Source organism: Lamprocystis purpurea DSM 4197 (genome assembly GCF_000379525.1).
Lineage (GTDB): Bacteria > Pseudomonadota > Gammaproteobacteria > Chromatiales > Chromatiaceae > Thiodictyon > Thiodictyon purpureum.
This window is the reverse complement of the sequence record NZ_KB902492.1, coordinates 53,954-69,347: the sequence shown is the minus strand read 5'-3', so window position 1 is coordinate 69,347 and position 15,394 is coordinate 53,954. Positions and strand designations below refer to the sequence as shown.

The window sequence follows — 15,394 nt, the reverse complement described above, 5'->3', positions numbered from 1 at the left end:
GGTTCGGCCAAAGTGACTGCTCGGAATTGTCCACAGATGTCACAGATGTTCACAGATGAAGAAAAACATCGGTGTTCGTCTGTGGATAACTTTCCGCCCCAGGGCCTCGGCGGAAACTGGCCGGAATTGCCTACATCAAGATTCAGGTCACTTGGGCTTGCCGGGTGCGTCGTCAGGCCATCCTGGCCTGACACCGTCAGGGCTGGAAGCCCTGACGACGCACGCCGCTGGCCGGGATTACGATCAAGGCCGCCGGAACGATGATCAACGCCTTGGCGCCGCTTACCGAGCTGACCCGATCCCATGAGAGCCGTTGTGGTCGGAGCGATGATCGAGGGTAACGTACGGGGAGTGGACACAAATCGGCGAGCCGCCCTCTTGGCGGCGCGGTGCGGGTGCGATAGGATACTTGAGTGCTAGACCGGGTGCAGTCTAGACCACTAACGTCCTAAGTGACGGCTCAAGAACAGGTTATATGCATCAATTAACCACATGCTAGATAAAACAGTCGCTTGCGAAAAAAATACCTGTTCACCTTGTTATTGAACCGTTACTAACGCAACGTAGAGCACTAGCATCCTAATGCTATCTCGAGTATTTGCATCCTAATCCAATTTGGCCCGACTTGTCTTGGACGGACAGACTATGTGATACCGGTTGGATGCCATGGACCGCTCCGTGGCTAATCGGCTCCAGTACCCGATCCCTCGATAATCAGGACGCCGACGTTATGCACAAATATTGCGAAAGACTTAATGTCCTATCTTCAGCATGAAAAGCGCTAACATACGCCAAAAAGCGAGCGCGCGCCACAGGCGTCGTGCTAATTCGCTAGCTCATCAGAGGCGCGCGCCGCTTTAGGCTGCACGTTAGACCGCAAATATTCGCACCGCGCCATGTCTACCAAGGAAGACATACTTGAGCAACTTGTGGAAGAGTACTTGCTTCACGAGGGCTACTTTGTTCAGCACAACATAAAGTTCCGGCCAAACGAGACCCATGACGGTTATGTAAAGCAATCGGACTCGAATCACAGTGACATTGATGTTGTCGGGATCCACCCTTTACGAATAGGTTTGGACAAGGTAGTCGCCGTAAGTTGCAAGAGTTGGCAAGGAGGGTTCAACCCTAAAGCTGAAATTGAAGCAATCGCCCAAAATAAAATAGTCGCTGGACGAGAGAGATGGAAGCCATTCAGAGAACTTGTAAGTCCAAAGTGGTCGGCAGCGTTTATTGAGCGACTTGAGGAAGTTACAGGCACAAGGCAGTTCACTTATATTACAGCAGTCACGAAGATCCATGGCGATAAGTCCCTCTGGGAAACCAATTCTGCCTTTCGTGCGGCACTTGGCGGCAATCCAATAAAGGTTCTCGACATGCGAGAACTCTTGGCTGCCGTCTTGCCAAAATTGACAACGACGCTTGCTAATACCAACATTGGTCGAATGCTTCAGCTAATAAAGGCTGCCGGCGTTGAAATCAAAGCATGAATAGAGTTCCGGTGAGTTCCGGGGTAAAAGGGACCAGGCTCAATTAGATTCTTCTCCTCCTCCTCCTCCTCCTCCTCCTCCTGCCGGATTTAATTGAGCCTGGCCCCTTATTCGCCTTATTCGTACTGTATTGCTAAGTCTGGCTTGATAGTATGTTCCCAACACGAAATACATCTGCCCTTACCGAGACTCAGATCGAATACTGCACAATGGCGTGGGCGCTAATCACACAAGGAGGAAGGGACAATAAGGGACAGACCAAGGGACAATAAGAGGGACAATAAGAGGGACAATAAGAGGGACAATAAGGGACAGACCACGGTTTCCTTTCTGGAAAAGAAAAGCTGGACCATCGTCTGATTAACGAGGCGCGCCCTCAGGCTTAGCGCCGGAATGCTAAGATCGGGCGACAAGTAAAGTAAATTAATGGGGTGATTCTTGAAGCCAACCGTTTATTTGGAAACCTCAATTGTCAGCTATCTCACATCGCGGCCGAGCAATGACATTCGAGTTGCGGCAAACCAAAATGCAACTGTTGAGTGGTGGGAAAGTCATCGCACTATGTTTGATCTGTTCGTTTCGGAATTTGTTTTGGCTGAGGCGGGGCTCGGTCATCCGGACGCTGCCCGCCGCCGCATGACCGCTCTAGAAGACATCTCGGAACTTACAACTACGGAAGAAGTTAGGATTCTTGGTAAGGCGCTAATTGCCCGGGGTGCGTTACCGCTTAAAGCGGAAATCGATTCTTACCACATTGCCGTTGCGGCAGTGCATGGTATGGAGGGCTGATGTTATGTGGCAAGACCCGATAGTTAAAGAAACGCGCGAGCTTCGAGAGCTATATGCGCAGAGGTTCAATCACGACCCCGACGCTATCTTTGAGGATATTCTTAAGCGTCAGAGCCAAACCAAGAAGGCTTTGGTATCTCTACCCCCACGTAAACCTCTCTCTACCCCTAAGGCGGCCTAACCCGAAAGCCAGACGGACGATGAAGAGGCATTGGTCACCGTACCGGCTACTGGGGCGGCTAGCAGTGCTCGTAGAAGCGCCATCCGGTTAAAAGGGGCTCAACTAAATCACTGAAGTTTCCTGTTTTCAATTAAGCCACGAGCCGCATCACCGCCGCGATCAGGGGATTTTGCGTCGGTTTGTTCGGTAAAAGGGGCCACGGTAAAAGGGGCTAGGCTCAATTAGGTTCTTCTCCTCCTCCTGCCGGATTTAATTGAGCCTGGCCCATTATTCGTATCGAGTCCTTGGTCGACGAGACCGTGAAGACCTGGTCGAGGATGCCAGAGACCGACTGATACGCGGGTTAGCTTGGTCCGCTACATCGCCATCATTCTGATGAGAGAAAGAGTATGAAAGTCGAACCAAGCGGCGTTGTCATGTTCGGGACCTGCGTCGTGCAAACGAGCGTATGCGTTGCTAAAGAGGCCGCCCCCATCACCGCGGTCTGGACGGTGCCTAATAGAACGCAAATTAACGTTTGCTCAGCCTGCTTAAACGAGCAACTTCGGACGGGAAAATGGATAATCGAAGGGGCTCGGCCTGCTGCCGTTGCGCAATAAATGAGGGATGGGATCAGGTCTTGACTTTTGCCTCCGATCAGGCAAGTAGGAAAGATCTGACCCCATCCCTAATGACCCCATCCCTCACACTTTTCTCGTTACTTTCAACATATAGATGTAAAGATAGAAGAGGAAGCGCGCCATGACCAGCTTGCTTGAGAAAGCCTTTGATGTCGCATCAAAGCTCCCCGTCTTAAAGCAAAATATTCTAGAACGATCGCTTCTTGACGAGATCGAATTAGAAAAGAAATGGGATGAGCTTTTCTCGGAATCGGAAGACGTCTTGGCTCAGTTGGCTGCCGAAGCTTTGCGGGAGGAAGAGCAAGGCATGACAACAGAATTGGACCCGAATAAGCTGTGATATCAAAAGCAACTCGGAGCGTCTGGAAATGCTTTCGAGCTTTGCCAATAGGTATTCGGCCGCGGACGGTCCGCTGTGTGGACCGACGACCCGTAGGGTCCGCTACGCGGACCGACGACCGCGCAGATCGCGAAACGGCCGGGTTTACACGTGGGGCGCTGGGTGCCATTGCGCCGAGCTGAGCCGAATAGGGCCTATAATCGGCTCATGTGGATCCGGCAACGGCCTGACTGGCCGACCTTCAGTTTTGATGCGAGCCGCCTGGCTTCGGCTGTCGCCGAGTATCGGCGTCGGGCCGAGGCGCTCGCGGGTGCCGTGTCGCAATTAGCCGTCGATGACCGCTGGGAAGCCCTGGTGGACCTGCTCGTTTCAGAGGCAATCAAGACCAGTGCCATCGAAGGCGAGCAACTGGATCGTGCGTCGGTACGCTCCTCAATCAAAGCCTATATCGGACTGACTCCGAAAGACACCCTGTCCCGAGACCCGCGGGCCGACGGGATCGCTGCCCTCATGGTGTCCGTCCGCGACAACGTTGCCCGGCCGCTGGACGCTGCTTTGCTCGGCACCTGGCAGACCATGGCGATCCCGGAGCGCCCGTTCCATGCGTTGGAGCGGGGCGTCTTTCGCCGCGGCGACGCGCCGATGCTGATCGTCTCCGGTTACATCGGTAAACAGCGGGTGCATTACGAAGCACCACCGGCATCTCGGGTGCCGCAGGAGATGGCCCGATTCTTGGCCTGGTACAACGCGACCGATCCCGCCATCAAGTTGATGGGGCATACCCCGCCCGGCTTGGCTTTCAGGACGCCGCGGGCCGCAGAGCGGCCGAGACATGGGTGACACCGCGGAGCGGTGTCACCAGGAAAATCTGCTAAGCGAATACGGAGCCGATCGCGGCGATGAACGCGTTCTGCGGATGAAGAAGGCGGTACTCGAACGCGATCGTGCGTGTCTTCTGCAACTCTTTGCCGATGGCATCGACATCAACCACCTGATGATTTGTCCGCTGTCTCTGGCAGTGATCGGGCATGACGCCGACATGGTGCGATTTCTACTCCTGCACGGCGCCAATGCGGAAGGGCACGACCCGCGGCACACCCCCCTGATGAGTGCCGTGCAACACAACCAGATTGAGATCATCAAGCTCCTGCTGGAGGCCGGGGCCGACCCTACCCATCTTTTCGGCGGAGAGCCGAAACACACGCTGATCGTTCTTGCAAAGGCGAATGGCCATAAGGATCTCGTCAAATGGCTGGAGCGGCTCTTTCCGGGCATGGAAGGCGCCGGCAGGTCGAAGATACGCAAGATCAACCCCAAGCTGCGTTCAGTCGTGAAGGCAGGAACCAATGATTGCAACTTTGACCTGGAAACCGAAGCCATCATCCACCAGCTCGACCGATGGGATCTGCTCTACGGTATCGAGGTCAGCGATGTGGGCTCCAACACTGTAGTGGGATTGAGACCTTATTGCTATCCGCTCAAACGATTTCGTTGAGCCTGGCCGCTTCTCCCCTCTTTTCCCTCTTTTCCCTCTTTTCCCTCTTTTCCCTCTTTTCCTCTTCAGTTTCTGCGTGCAGCAGCCCCGCCACCCGGGCGGCGGTCTCGGCCAGGCGCTTGTCCCACAACGGGACCCACTCGGTATCGGGCAGTCGCCCGTGCTCGCGCAGGCGCCGAGGGTCGGCCGCGGATACCAGGATCGTGGTCTGCGCGCTGGTGGCGATGGGCCGTCGTATCCGCATCAGCCCCTGGGCCGCCTCGGCGACGGCCGCGCGTACCGGCTCACCCCCGGCTTGCAGTGCCCAGGCCAGCAGGTCCCAGGAAAATGCGGCGTGGGAGCGCTCCTCCAGGGCGATCCGTTCCAACAGGTCCCGTACCGCCGGGTCCCGACATTCGACGGCAGCGGCCGCGGCCATATCGGCGCCGAAGCCCTCCAGCAGGCAGCCATCCCGCAGACTCTCCACTGCAAGGGTCACCCGCGGGTCCCCGGCGACATCCACGATACCGCGCAGCAAGTCCGGCATCGGTCGGACGCTGTGGGAGCGCTCGCCGTAGCCGGCCGCCAGGGCGAAGCAGCGCCGGGCATGGTCGATCTCCTCCAGGCCGGCCTGATGGGCGCGCTCCATCAGGTTCGGCGGAGCCCCGGTCGCGGCCAGCAGCCAACTGATCCGCGCGAACGCCGGTATGCTCGCGTGCTCCGCTTGTGCGTCCTGCAGCCACAGTGTCTCCAGGGCGGACCGGGTCGCCCTGTCCAGACCGGAGGTGTCCGGACGCTCGCCGCGGGTCCAGTCGCTGCCGACGCGCAGTTCCGGTAGCAGGCGGCGACCTTGTGCCCGCAGCGGGCGCCCCCCGACACCGAAGCCCCCATTAAAGGCCAGGAAGAGAAGCACCAGCAGCAACAATGCCCCTCCGAGCCCGAACAGCAGCATCAGCACGCCCAGTAGTCCCGCCCAGAGTTTGCGTCCCATCGGACGCTCGCGGGCGATGCGGAGGGCGCTTGCGCCCGCGACGGTGCTCAGTGCGAAGCCGATGAAGAGCACAAGGGTCCCGGGCCCCTCGGTGCGGATGTCCGTGACCAGGCCGAATCCAAGCAGCACCGTCGCAATAGCCGCCAAGGCGAGGATGATTTCCTGTTGAAGCGAGGGAACGGAACGATCGGAATTCCGATTCGACTGCGACATGGAGACCTCCGTCCGGGTGGCTATGGCGAACGAATGATGGGGTGGCAAAGGGGAGAGAAATCCCGCCGTCCTCACCTACTCGCCGCATTCTACGCGGGATCAAGCACATCGGTCAGCACCGCGACGAGAAGGACGGCGCCGACAAGTACGAGCGCGAGCGCCAGGAGGTGGCACTCCCGGAAGACGATCGCTTTGTCCCCGCCAATCAGTGCACGAAAGCAGCGGAATGCCTGATAGACCACTCTTGCGGCGCGATACAGCAGCGTGACCGGATCGAGGAACTCGGCGGTCGGGTGCAGTGGGTAAAGGCCGCGCATGATAGGAGCGCCCTCGCTGGACGGTCGGAGGTGGCGCCGACCTGGGTGCGTTGGCCTTCAGGGCCAGCGGTTGCGGTGACAAAGAGGCCGCATTCTTTACGCGCATGCCCGGTCAGACGCAAGGTCCGGCACTCTTCCGGACGATGTATGGCCCCCGTGGGAGGGGCGTCCCGCCGCGATGCGGTGCCGCGGTGATCTCGAACGGCGGTGACACGCCCGACCTCATCGCGGCGGGACGCCGCTCCCACAGGTCCGGAGCAATGGTGGGCGGGGTGCGGGGCGCGGCCGGGCGCGCCCCGCGGGCAGGCGCGGTCAGACTTCGCCGCGATTGTAGTCGGGTTGCGCCGTGATCTTATGGATACTCAGGTCGGCGCCGATGTATTCGTCTTCCTGACTGAGCCGCAGCCCCATGAGCAGCTTGATCCCGCCATAGATCAGGAAGCCGCCGCCGAAGGCGATGCCGACCCCGATCAGGGTCCCTGCCACCTGGCCGCCGAAGGTTACCCCGCCGACGCCGCCCAGCGCCGTGAGTCCGAAGATTCCCGCCGCGATGCCGCCCCAGAGTCCGCAGAGTCCGTGCAGGGGCCAGACACCCAGCACGTCGTCGATGCGCCACTTGTTCTGAGTCAGGGTGAAGGCATAGACGAACAGGCCGCCTGCCACGGCGCCGGTCACCAAGGCACCGATCGGGTGCATCAGGTCCGAACCGGCGCACACCGCGACCAAGCCGGCCAGCGGTCCGTTGTGCAGGAAGCCGGGGTCGTTCTTGCCGATGACCAGTGCCGCCAGGATGCCGCCGACCATCGCCATCAGCGAGTTGACCGCGACCAGCCCGCTGACCGCCTCGACGGTCTGGGCCGACATGACATTGAAGCCGAACCAGCCGACGGTCAGGGTCCAGGCGCCGAGCGAGAGGAAGGGGATCGAGGACGGCGGGTGAGCGGTCACGCCGCCGTCGGCCCGGTAGCGTCCCTGGCGCGGCCCGAGCAGGAGCACGGCGGCCAGGGCGATCCAGCCGCCGACGGCGTGGACCACCACCGATCCGGCGAAGTCGTGGAAGGGTTTGCCGAAGGTGCTTTCGATGAGGGCCTGCATGCCGAAATTCCCGTTCCAGGCCATGCCCTCGAAGAACGGATAGAGCAGGCTGACGATGAGCAGTGAGGCGAATAATTGGGGGTAGAAGCGTGCGCGCTCGGCGATGCCGCCGGAGACGATGGCCGGAATGGCCGCGGCAAAGGTCAAGAGAAAGAAGAATTTGACCAGAGCAAAGCCATGTTCGACCTGCAGCGAGGCGGCATTCGAGAAAAAGTTGACACCGTAAGCGATCCAGTAACCGACAAAAAAGTAGGCGAGGGTGGAGACGGCGAAGTCGCTCATGATCTTGGCCAGGGCATTGACCTGATTCTTGGCGCGAACCGTCCCCAACTCCAGGAAAGCGAAGCCGGCGTGCATGGCGAGTACCATCACGGCGCCGATCAAAATGAAGAGGACGTCAGTACCGTCCCGCAGTGTTTCCATCGAAAATCACCTCGTGTCGTTGGGTTGTCTTGTGCGAAATTGGTGCAAGGCTAAGCACGAACTATGCCGGGCGGATGCGGCACTGAGGGTTGGTCGCGGGGGCTGCACGGCTGGATGGGGCAGCGGGCTGTCAAGCGGCCGGAAGTCAGGTGTTCTTGCTTGCCGAGCCGACGTTACCTGCCGGGAGCGGCTTGTGGTCCTACGAAAAGCGACGCACCAAGCGAGGGCGTTTTGTGGGTGGTGTGGTGCGTCGCGCACCGACTTGGTCAGATGACAGTGCCCTGTGGGAGCGGCGTCCCGCCGCGACGGGACCGGCGCGTCACCGCGGCGTTAGAGGGCACCGCGGCACCGCATCGCGGCGGGACGCCGCTCCCACGGGCTCGCTACGCGACTTGCACGGGCGGCTCATGCTCGAATCGAATCGCTTCTCCGATCACGACAACGACGCGTTGTGGCGCGGGATTTGGTGGACTGGGCTAGCGCTTGTCCACCCGGCTGGAATGATGATCGAGGTCCGCGATCCGGGCGGTCAGCGCACGACGCAGTTCCGCGGGCAGGGTCATCTGCGCATCGGCCAGGCAATGCACGGTGCTTGCCGTGGCGCAGGCGCGCCCCTGGGTGTCGCAAAAGCGGTAATCCAGGGCGAATGAGCGGTCGCGCACCTCGGTGACCCGCAGTTCGATCCGGACCGCCTCGCCGTGGCGCAGCGGGCGCAGGTAGCGTGCCTGCGCCTGGATGATCGGCAGCGGGAGGAGCGGGGTTGGCCCAAGCCCGATCAACGCGGGCAGCGCAAACCCGATGTGCTCCATAAAGGACTCGTAGGCATCGTGGGCATGCCGGAACAGATGACCGTAGAACAGCACCCCGGCCGCGTCCGTATCGTGCAGGCGGATGCGCAGGTCATGGGTAAAGAACGCCGGGGATTCGAGAGGGGGGGGCTGCGTCACCATTGGTCGTTGTCGTTGTCGTAATCGTAATCGAGTTTATGGAGCCCTGAATCGCTTATCCGACTACGACAACGACAACGACAACAACAACGACGTGCGCTATCAGGTGGCATAGGGCGCAAACCCGGAGCCAACCGTATCGGGCAGCCGCAGGTAGCCGGCCACCGGGCGGGGCGGCGGACCCAGGTTCTCGGCCAGCCAGTCGGCGGTGGCCAGTCCTTGGGGAATCTGGCTGCCGATGGCGGCGGCGAGTTGCGCGGTCGGCCAGTGACCGGCCGCGGATTCGATCAGGCTGGTGACCACCACCTCGATCCCCGCCGCCGACAGGCGCCGGGCCAAGGCCAGGGTGCGCCGCAGGCCGCCGATGGCGGCGGGCTTGAGGACGGCGCGCCGGACCGGGAAGCCGGCGGGATCGAAGTCGATGCCCAACAGCGGGATGGATTCGTCCAAGGCCAGGGGGAACCCGGCGATCGACTGGAGCCGCGCCAGCGTCGCCCAGTCGGGTTCCCGCAAAGGCTCTTCGAGCGATTCTACGGGCTGTCCGGGCAGCCCGCGCAAGGCGCTGAGGACACGGGTGGCGGTCCCCGGCTCCCAGGCGCCGTTGGCATCCAGACGCAGACCAAGCCCTTTGGGCAGGGTTGCGGCGAGTGTGTCCAGTCGTTCCAGTTCGCGGTCCGGTGCAGCGATCCCGACCTTGAGTTTGACCACCCGGAAGCCGGCGCGGGCGGCGCGCTCCAGATCGGCGCGGGTCGTCTCCACCAGCGGCCCCAGGACGCCGTTGACCGGTACCTGGGCGGGCGCATCGGCCGCCAGCCAGCAGCGCAGGCTGGTCCCGGCGAGTCGGCTGCGCAAGTCCGACAGGGCGCAGTCCAGGGCGAAATCGGCGGCGGGGGTGCGGTGATCGGCGTGGGTCAGCAGGGTGTCCAAGGCCTGGTCGAGTGCCATGCCGGTGAGCCTGGCGCGTTGCTCCGGCAGACGTTGCGCCGCCGCCTCGGCGGTTTCGGTGCCCGCCTCGGGCAAGGGGGCACAATCCCCATAGCCGCGCAGATCCCCGCACCTCACGCTGACCAGCCAGCCGCGCCGCTCCCGGAAGTTGCCGCGGGCGCTGGCCCAGACCCGGGACAGCGGCAGTCGGTAGGGCACCAAATCCACGCGCTCGATCAGGGGCGCGGTCATGGTTCGGGCCACGGGACGCGGGGACTGCTCATGCGCTGCCTCCGAAGGCGAACCCGACGATCATCAGCAGGGTCAGCAGGCCCTGGTAAAGCCCGGTCTGGCCGAGCATCGGGTTGATTTGGGCGCCTTGGGCGCCGTGGTAGAGACGGGCGATCAGCAGCAGTCCCAGGGGCAGGGCACCTAGGGTCAGCCAGGTCGCCCCGGGGAGTCCGGCGCCGAGCAGCAGCGGCAGGGGCAGCAGCATCAGGAGTGCGTACAGGACCCGTGCCCGCGGTCGTCCCAGCACGTCACAGAGGGTGCGGCGACCCGCGGCAACGTCGGTTTCCAGATCGCGATAGTTGTTGAGCAGCAGCACGGCTGCCGCCGGCAGACCCAGGGCCAGGCCGAGCGTCACTGCCGGTCGGTCCAGCGTCAGGGTTTGCAGGTAATAGCTGCCCGCGACCGCGGTGATCCCAAAGAAGGCCAGCACATAGAGTTCGCCGAACGGGCCGTAAGCGATGGGCCGGGGGCCGCTGGTATAGGCATAGCCGCTGGCCAGGGCGGCGACACCGACCAGGAAGATGGGCCAACCGCCGCGCGCCACCAACAGCAGCCCGAGCGCGAAAGCAAGTCCGAAGGTCAGATGGGCGGCGGTGCGTACCTGGCGGGCGGTGAACCAGCCTTGGGCCGTGGCGCGCGGCGGGCCTACCCGCTCCGGTGTGTCGGTGCCGCGCTCGAAGTCGGCCGCGTCATTGTGCAGGTTGGTGCCGACCTGGATGGCGAGCGCGGCGAGCAGGGTCGCGGCGGCGACCAGGGGCGCCAGGGTCCCGGTCGTGATGGCGGCCAGGGCGATGCCGGCCAGCACCGGCGTGGCGGCCAGCAGCAGGGTCTTGGGGCGCGCGGCGGCGACCCAACGGCCGATGGCCGAGGCCCCGGCATCGGCCCGGTTGGTCGGTTCCAGGTCGAGCGGCACGGTCAAGGTGTCGGTATCTTGTTGCATCGTGTTGTTACAGTCGCGTTCACGTGCGTTGCCTGGCGGACCATCGCTGATCAGGGCCGCCGCGGAAACTTGCCGAAGTCAGGCGGACGGCGCTCCAGGTAGGCGTCGCGCCCCTCCTGGGCCTCCTCTGTAGTGTAGAAGAGTGCGGTGGCGTTGCCTGCCAGTTCCTGAATACCGGACAGTCCATCGGTGTCGGCATTGAAGGCGGCTTTCAGCATCCGCAGGGCCGTGGGCGACAACGCGAGCATGGTCCGGCACCAGTCCAGGGTCACGGTCTCCAGGTCGGCCAGCGGCACCACGGTGTTGACCAGCCCCATTTGCAGGGCTTCCTGCGCGTCGTATTGTCGACACAGAAACCAAATCTCCTTGGCCCGCTTGAGGCCGACCGTGCGGGCCATGAGTCCGGCGCCGAGGCCCCCGTCGAAGCTCCCGACCCGGGGTCCGGTCTGACCGAAGCGGGCATTGTCCGCCGCGATGCTGAGATCGCAGATCAGATGCAGCACATGGCCGCCGCCGATGGCGTAACCCGCCACCATCGCCACCACGGGTTTGGGCAGGGTGCGAATCTGGCGTTGCAGATCCAGGACGTTGAGTTGTTCGACCCCCGCGCCGTCGCGATAGCCCTCGTCGCCGCGAACCCGCTGATCTCCTCCGGAGCAGAAGGCCAGGTCGCCGGCGCCGGTGAGTACGATGACCCCGATCGAGGGGTCCAGATGGGCGCGGTGGAAGGCGTCGATGAGTTCCCGCACGGTCTCGGGGCGGAAGGCATTGCGGACCTCCGGCCGATTGATGGTGATCTTGGCCACGCCGGTCCAGTGCTGATAGAGGATATCACCATAGACCGGTCCGGGCGGTGTTTCCCAGTGGACGGCCGGCTGGTCGCCTTGCTGCTGCATTAGAGATGACTCCGGAGAGAATTTCAGAGAAGAAAATTTAGCCGCGAATGAGCACTAATTTCTCGTTCCCACGCTCCAGCGTGGGAATGCCGTCCGGCCGCTCCAGCGGCCGGTGGCCCTAAGCGACGACTGCCGTTCCTAACCCAGCAGATCCGCCTCCGCGATCCGCTGTCGGAACGCCAGATGGGTCTCCCGGCTGCGGTCGGCGTCGATCATGACCTCGATGAGTTGGCCGCCGCGCCCGGAAAGTCCCGAGGCCAAGGCTTCCTGCCAGCCGGCGGCGTCACTGACTCGCTGGTGGTGCAGCCCGAAGGTGCGTGCCAGGGCGCCGAGATCAACCGGGCGCGGCGTGCGCCACAGCCGTTCGAAATCCGGCAGGCCGTACTGCGGCAGATAATCGAAGATGCGGCCGCCCCCATTATTCAGGACGATGCAGGGCCGGTCGAGCCGTGTCGCGAGCAGCAGGCCGGAGAGATCGTGCAGGAACGACAGGTCCCCGAGCAATCCGGTGGTGGGTACTCCCCCGGCGTTGAGGCCCGCCAGGGTCGAGAGCTGGCCGTCGATACCGCTCAGACCGCGGTTGCCGAAGACGCGCAGCGGCGCCGCGCGGGTGCCGGACCAGGTCTCGAACTGGCGGATCGGCAGTGAGTTGGCGCACAGCAGCCCGTCACCGGCCGGCAGGGCGGCTACCAGGTCGGTGATCAGTTGGGCCTCGCACCAGGGGGCCTGCGCCAGGTAGTCGGCGGCCAGGACCGCCAGTCGCTGCTCGGCCTGCACCCAGCGCGCGAGCCAGCCGGCATCCGCGCGGCCGGGCGGATCGGCGGCCAGGGCGTCGCACAGTGCGCCGGGGTCGACCGCCAGATGCAGCGACCGCTCCCGGGCCAGGTCGTGTGATGGATCGGACCAGCGCTCGGCCGGGTCGACCAGGATCAGGGTGATGCCCGGCAGCCATTCCAGCACGGTCTTGGAGATCGGTGCGCGACCGAACCGCAGGATCCAGTCCGGTCGTAACGCTTGTGCGGCGGCCGGGTTACGTGCCAGTGTTTTGTAGCGGGTGATGCGGGGGCTGTGGCCCTGAGGGGCGGCCGCGGGCACCGGACCGAAGCGTACCTCGGATAATGGATCGGCCAGCAGCGGGACCCCCAAGGCGAGGGCGCAGCGCTGGGCTGCCGCGGCGAAACCGGGTCGGTCGATGTCGGGGCCGCAATAGATGAGACCGCGGCCGTGCAGGCGCTCACGCAGTGCCGCCGGGATGGCCGCAATGCTCAGGCGGTCGGGAGGGCGGTCCCCCGGCGGCGGCAGATCCACGCCAACAGCGTCCGCAGCACCGCTCCCGCGCGGCACCAGCGGTTCGCGCAGGGGCAGATTGATGTGCACCGGCCCCGGCCGTCGGCCCTGGCTCACCGCGGCGGCGCGTCGTCCCAGCGCGGTCAGTGCCGCGCGGGCGGCGGGGCTGTCCAGCGGTGCTCCCGGATCATGGAACTCGCGCACCTGGGTGCCGAACAGTCGGGTCTGATCCGTGGTTTGGTTGGCCCCCCAGCCGCGCAGCTCCGGCGGCCGATCCGCCGAGAGCAGGATCAGCGGGATGCCGAACTCGCTCGCCTCCATGACCGCCGGATACCAATGCGCCGGGGCGCTGCCGGAGGTGGCCAGCAGCGCCGCCGGTCGGCCCTGGGCGCGCGCCAGACCCAGTGCATAAAAGGCGGCGCTGCGCTCGTCCAGGATCGGCGTCAGGGTCAGCCCGGGGCGCTGCTGGGCGGCCAGGATCACCGGTGTGGAGCGTGAGCCGGGAGAGAGCACCAGGTCCCGTACCCCGCCGGCCAGCAGGCCGTCGAGCAGGGCCAGGCACCAGCGCACCCCGCCGACAGCCGGATCGGCGGCGGCCGGGTCAGCGACGGATGGGGATGGGGACCCGGTCATGCGAACTGCAAGGCGGTGGCGATGGCGGCGAGTTTGTGTCCCGTCTCGCGCCATTCGGCCAGGGGATCCGAGCCGAGTACGATCCCCGCCCCGGCGTAGAGTTGTGCTTCATCCCCTTGGATCTGCGCGCAGCGCAGCAGCACCCAGAGTTCGCCGTCCAGTTGGGGACTCGTGCCCGCCTCGAGAATGCCCGCGACGCCGGTATACCAGCCGCGCTCCAGGGGCTCCATGCGGTGCAGCCACTGCCGCGCCTCCAACTGCGGCTTGCCGTTGGTCGCCGGGGTCGGATGCAGGCGTTCGGCCAGGGTAAAGAGGTCGGTCGCATCGCGCAGTCGACCGCTCACGGGGCTCCACAGGTGCTGTGCGTTGTGCAACTGCATGACCCGAGGGACGGCCGGCACTTGGACCGCGTCGCAGCAGCCATCCAGCACCTCGCGCACCGCCTCCACCACCATGGCGTGCTCCCGCTGGTCCTTGCGGGAGGCCTGCAGTGCGGCCGTCAGTGCAGCGTCACGCGGTGCGCTGGCCGAGCGCGCCGCGGTGCCGGCGATGGCGTCGACCTCCACCTGCCGGCCATGGACGCGCAGCAGACGTTCCGGTGTGGCGGCGACGAAACGGGTCTCACCGCGCTCGATGCTGATGACCTGGCAGGACGGAAAGAGGTACGTGAGCGCGGCCAGCAGCCGTCGCAGGTCGAAGGGCCGGCGGCCGCGCAGCCCGATGCGGCGGCATAGGACGACCTTGTCGAGCGGACCGCTGCGAATCGCCGTCAGGGCGGACTCGACCAGGATCTGCCAGTCACGCAGGTCCGGCAGGCTGCCGAGATTGGTGAGTGTGCTGGAGGTCAGCGGCTCGGGCAGCGGGGCATCGAGCGCGGGTACCAGTCGCGCCAGCCAGTCGCGCCAGCGCCGACGCAGGTCGGCGTGGGTCGCCGGCAGTCGGGTCGTCAGCACCAGCGCCGCTTGGCCGCGGCGGGTGCAGAGTCCGAGTTCCGGGAGCCACAGCAGGGCATCGGGCAGATCCGCTGACGCGTCCGCGGTCCTGTCCGCCGGGCGCGCCGGGACGGGCGTGGACGCCGGATGGGGCGCGGCGGCGAAACCGAGCATGGCAAAGCCGAGAAACCCGGTCTCATCCGGGTCGAGGTGCTGCCAGTGGCGGGTGAGATCGCGCACGCGGGCGCTCAACACCCGCAGGCGGTCCGATCCTTGAGCGGTCCACTGTGCCGCCACCCCGTAGCCCGCGCGCAGTTCACCGGCCTGGCCATGCGAGAAGCTGAAGCTCGCGCAGTCCAACTCGGGCGGCAGTGTGATCGCCTCCGGCAGTTCGAGAACAAGCGAGGCGAACCCTGGGGTCCGGTCGGTCGGGATGAGCCCGATCGCCTCGTCGAGTCGGGCCTGCAACTGCTCCAAGAGCGCAAGGGGTGCGAGCATCTGGTGACCTACCTGGCGGAAGCGTAACGCCGTGCGCATGGTGCCGCGGCCTTGATCCCAGGATTGGGCATCGGCGGTATGGGACGGCTGATGGGGTGTCAGTCTAACGCAAC

General features: G+C 64.1%; 14 protein-coding genes. 5 read left to right on the top strand and 9 right to left on the bottom strand.

Going from position 1 to position 15,394, the window contains the following annotated elements; genetic code table 11:
- Positions 1-896 precede the first annotated feature (896 nt).
- From A39O_RS38385 to A39O_RS33260, 5 genes are all read left to right on the top strand, one after another.
- A complete protein-coding gene (locus A39O_RS38385; protein ID WP_083924651.1) occupies positions 897-1,490 on the top strand; it encodes a hypothetical protein in 594 nt (197 codons plus the stop codon).
- A gap of 438 nt (positions 1,491-1,928) precedes the next feature.
- Positions 1,929-2,279: a type II toxin-antitoxin system VapC family toxin gene (locus A39O_RS40730; RefSeq protein ID WP_026199366.1), complete on the top strand. Its 351-nt coding sequence runs from the start codon at positions 1,929-1,931 to the stop codon at positions 2,277-2,279.
- 922 nt (positions 2,280-3,201) lie between these two features.
- Positions 3,202-3,420, top strand: a complete 219-nt coding sequence (locus tag A39O_RS0112450; RefSeq protein WP_020504989.1) for a hypothetical protein — start codon at positions 3,202-3,204, stop codon at positions 3,418-3,420.
- Positions 3,421-3,627: 207 nt separating this feature from the next.
- Entirely contained in the window at positions 3,628-4,260 is a 633-nt protein-coding gene (locus A39O_RS33265; protein ID WP_020504988.1) for a DUF4172 domain-containing protein, read from the top strand.
- Positions 4,253-4,915: an ankyrin repeat domain-containing protein gene (locus A39O_RS33260; RefSeq protein WP_020504987.1), complete on the top strand. Its 663-nt coding sequence runs from the start codon at positions 4,253-4,255 to the stop codon at positions 4,913-4,915. The genes A39O_RS33265 and A39O_RS33260 overlap by 8 nt, the downstream gene beginning before the upstream one ends.
- Here A39O_RS33260 and A39O_RS36540 read toward each other — a convergent pair.
- The 9 genes from A39O_RS36540 to A39O_RS0112395 all read right to left on the bottom strand — a co-directional run bounded on the left by A39O_RS36540 (position 4,899) and on the right by A39O_RS0112395 (position 15,320).
- Positions 4,899-6,098: a ferritin-like domain-containing protein gene (locus A39O_RS36540; RefSeq protein ID WP_020504986.1), complete on the bottom strand. Its 1,200-nt coding sequence runs from the start codon at positions 6,096-6,098 to the stop codon at positions 4,899-4,901. The two genes, A39O_RS33260 and A39O_RS36540, sit on opposite strands and share 17 nt — an antisense overlap.
- An 89-nt stretch (positions 6,099-6,187) precedes the next feature.
- On the bottom strand, positions 6,188-6,415 hold the full coding sequence (locus A39O_RS0112430) for a hypothetical protein (protein WP_020504985.1): 228 nt from the start codon (positions 6,413-6,415) through the stop codon (positions 6,188-6,190).
- A gap of 312 nt (positions 6,416-6,727) precedes the next feature.
- On the bottom strand, positions 6,728-7,933 hold the full coding sequence (locus A39O_RS0112425) for an ammonium transporter (RefSeq protein WP_020504984.1): 1,206 nt from the start codon (positions 7,931-7,933) through the stop codon (positions 6,728-6,730).
- Positions 7,934-8,409: 476 nt separating this feature from the next.
- Complete coding sequence (locus tag A39O_RS33250) at positions 8,410-8,880, bottom strand: acyl-CoA thioesterase (RefSeq protein WP_245561885.1); 471 nt, start codon at positions 8,878-8,880, stop codon at positions 8,410-8,412.
- 102 nt (positions 8,881-8,982) lie between these two features.
- Entirely contained in the window at positions 8,983-10,056 is a 1,074-nt protein-coding gene (gene menC, locus A39O_RS0112415) for an o-succinylbenzoate synthase (protein ID WP_020504982.1), read from the bottom strand.
- Positions 10,057-10,084: 28 nt separating this feature from the next.
- Positions 10,085-11,035 (bottom strand): 1,4-dihydroxy-2-naphthoate octaprenyltransferase, encoded by a 951-nt coding sequence (gene menA / locus A39O_RS0112410; RefSeq protein WP_020504981.1) that lies wholly within the window; start codon positions 11,033-11,035, stop codon positions 10,085-10,087.
- 50 nt (positions 11,036-11,085) lie between these two features.
- Entirely contained in the window at positions 11,086-11,931 is an 846-nt protein-coding gene (menB, locus tag A39O_RS0112405; RefSeq protein ID WP_020504980.1) for a 1,4-dihydroxy-2-naphthoyl-CoA synthase, read from the bottom strand.
- A 138-nt stretch (positions 11,932-12,069) separates the two neighbouring features.
- Positions 12,070-13,851, bottom strand: a complete 1,782-nt coding sequence (menD, locus tag A39O_RS0112400; RefSeq protein WP_020504979.1) for a 2-succinyl-5-enolpyruvyl-6-hydroxy-3-cyclohexene-1-carboxylic-acid synthase — start codon at positions 13,849-13,851, stop codon at positions 12,070-12,072.
- Positions 13,848-15,320, bottom strand: coding sequence for an isochorismate synthase (locus A39O_RS0112395; RefSeq protein WP_020504978.1), 1,473 nt, complete (start codon positions 15,318-15,320; stop codon positions 13,848-13,850). Before A39O_RS0112395 ends, menD begins: the two co-directional genes overlap by 4 nt.
- Positions 15,321-15,394 lie beyond the last annotated feature (74 nt).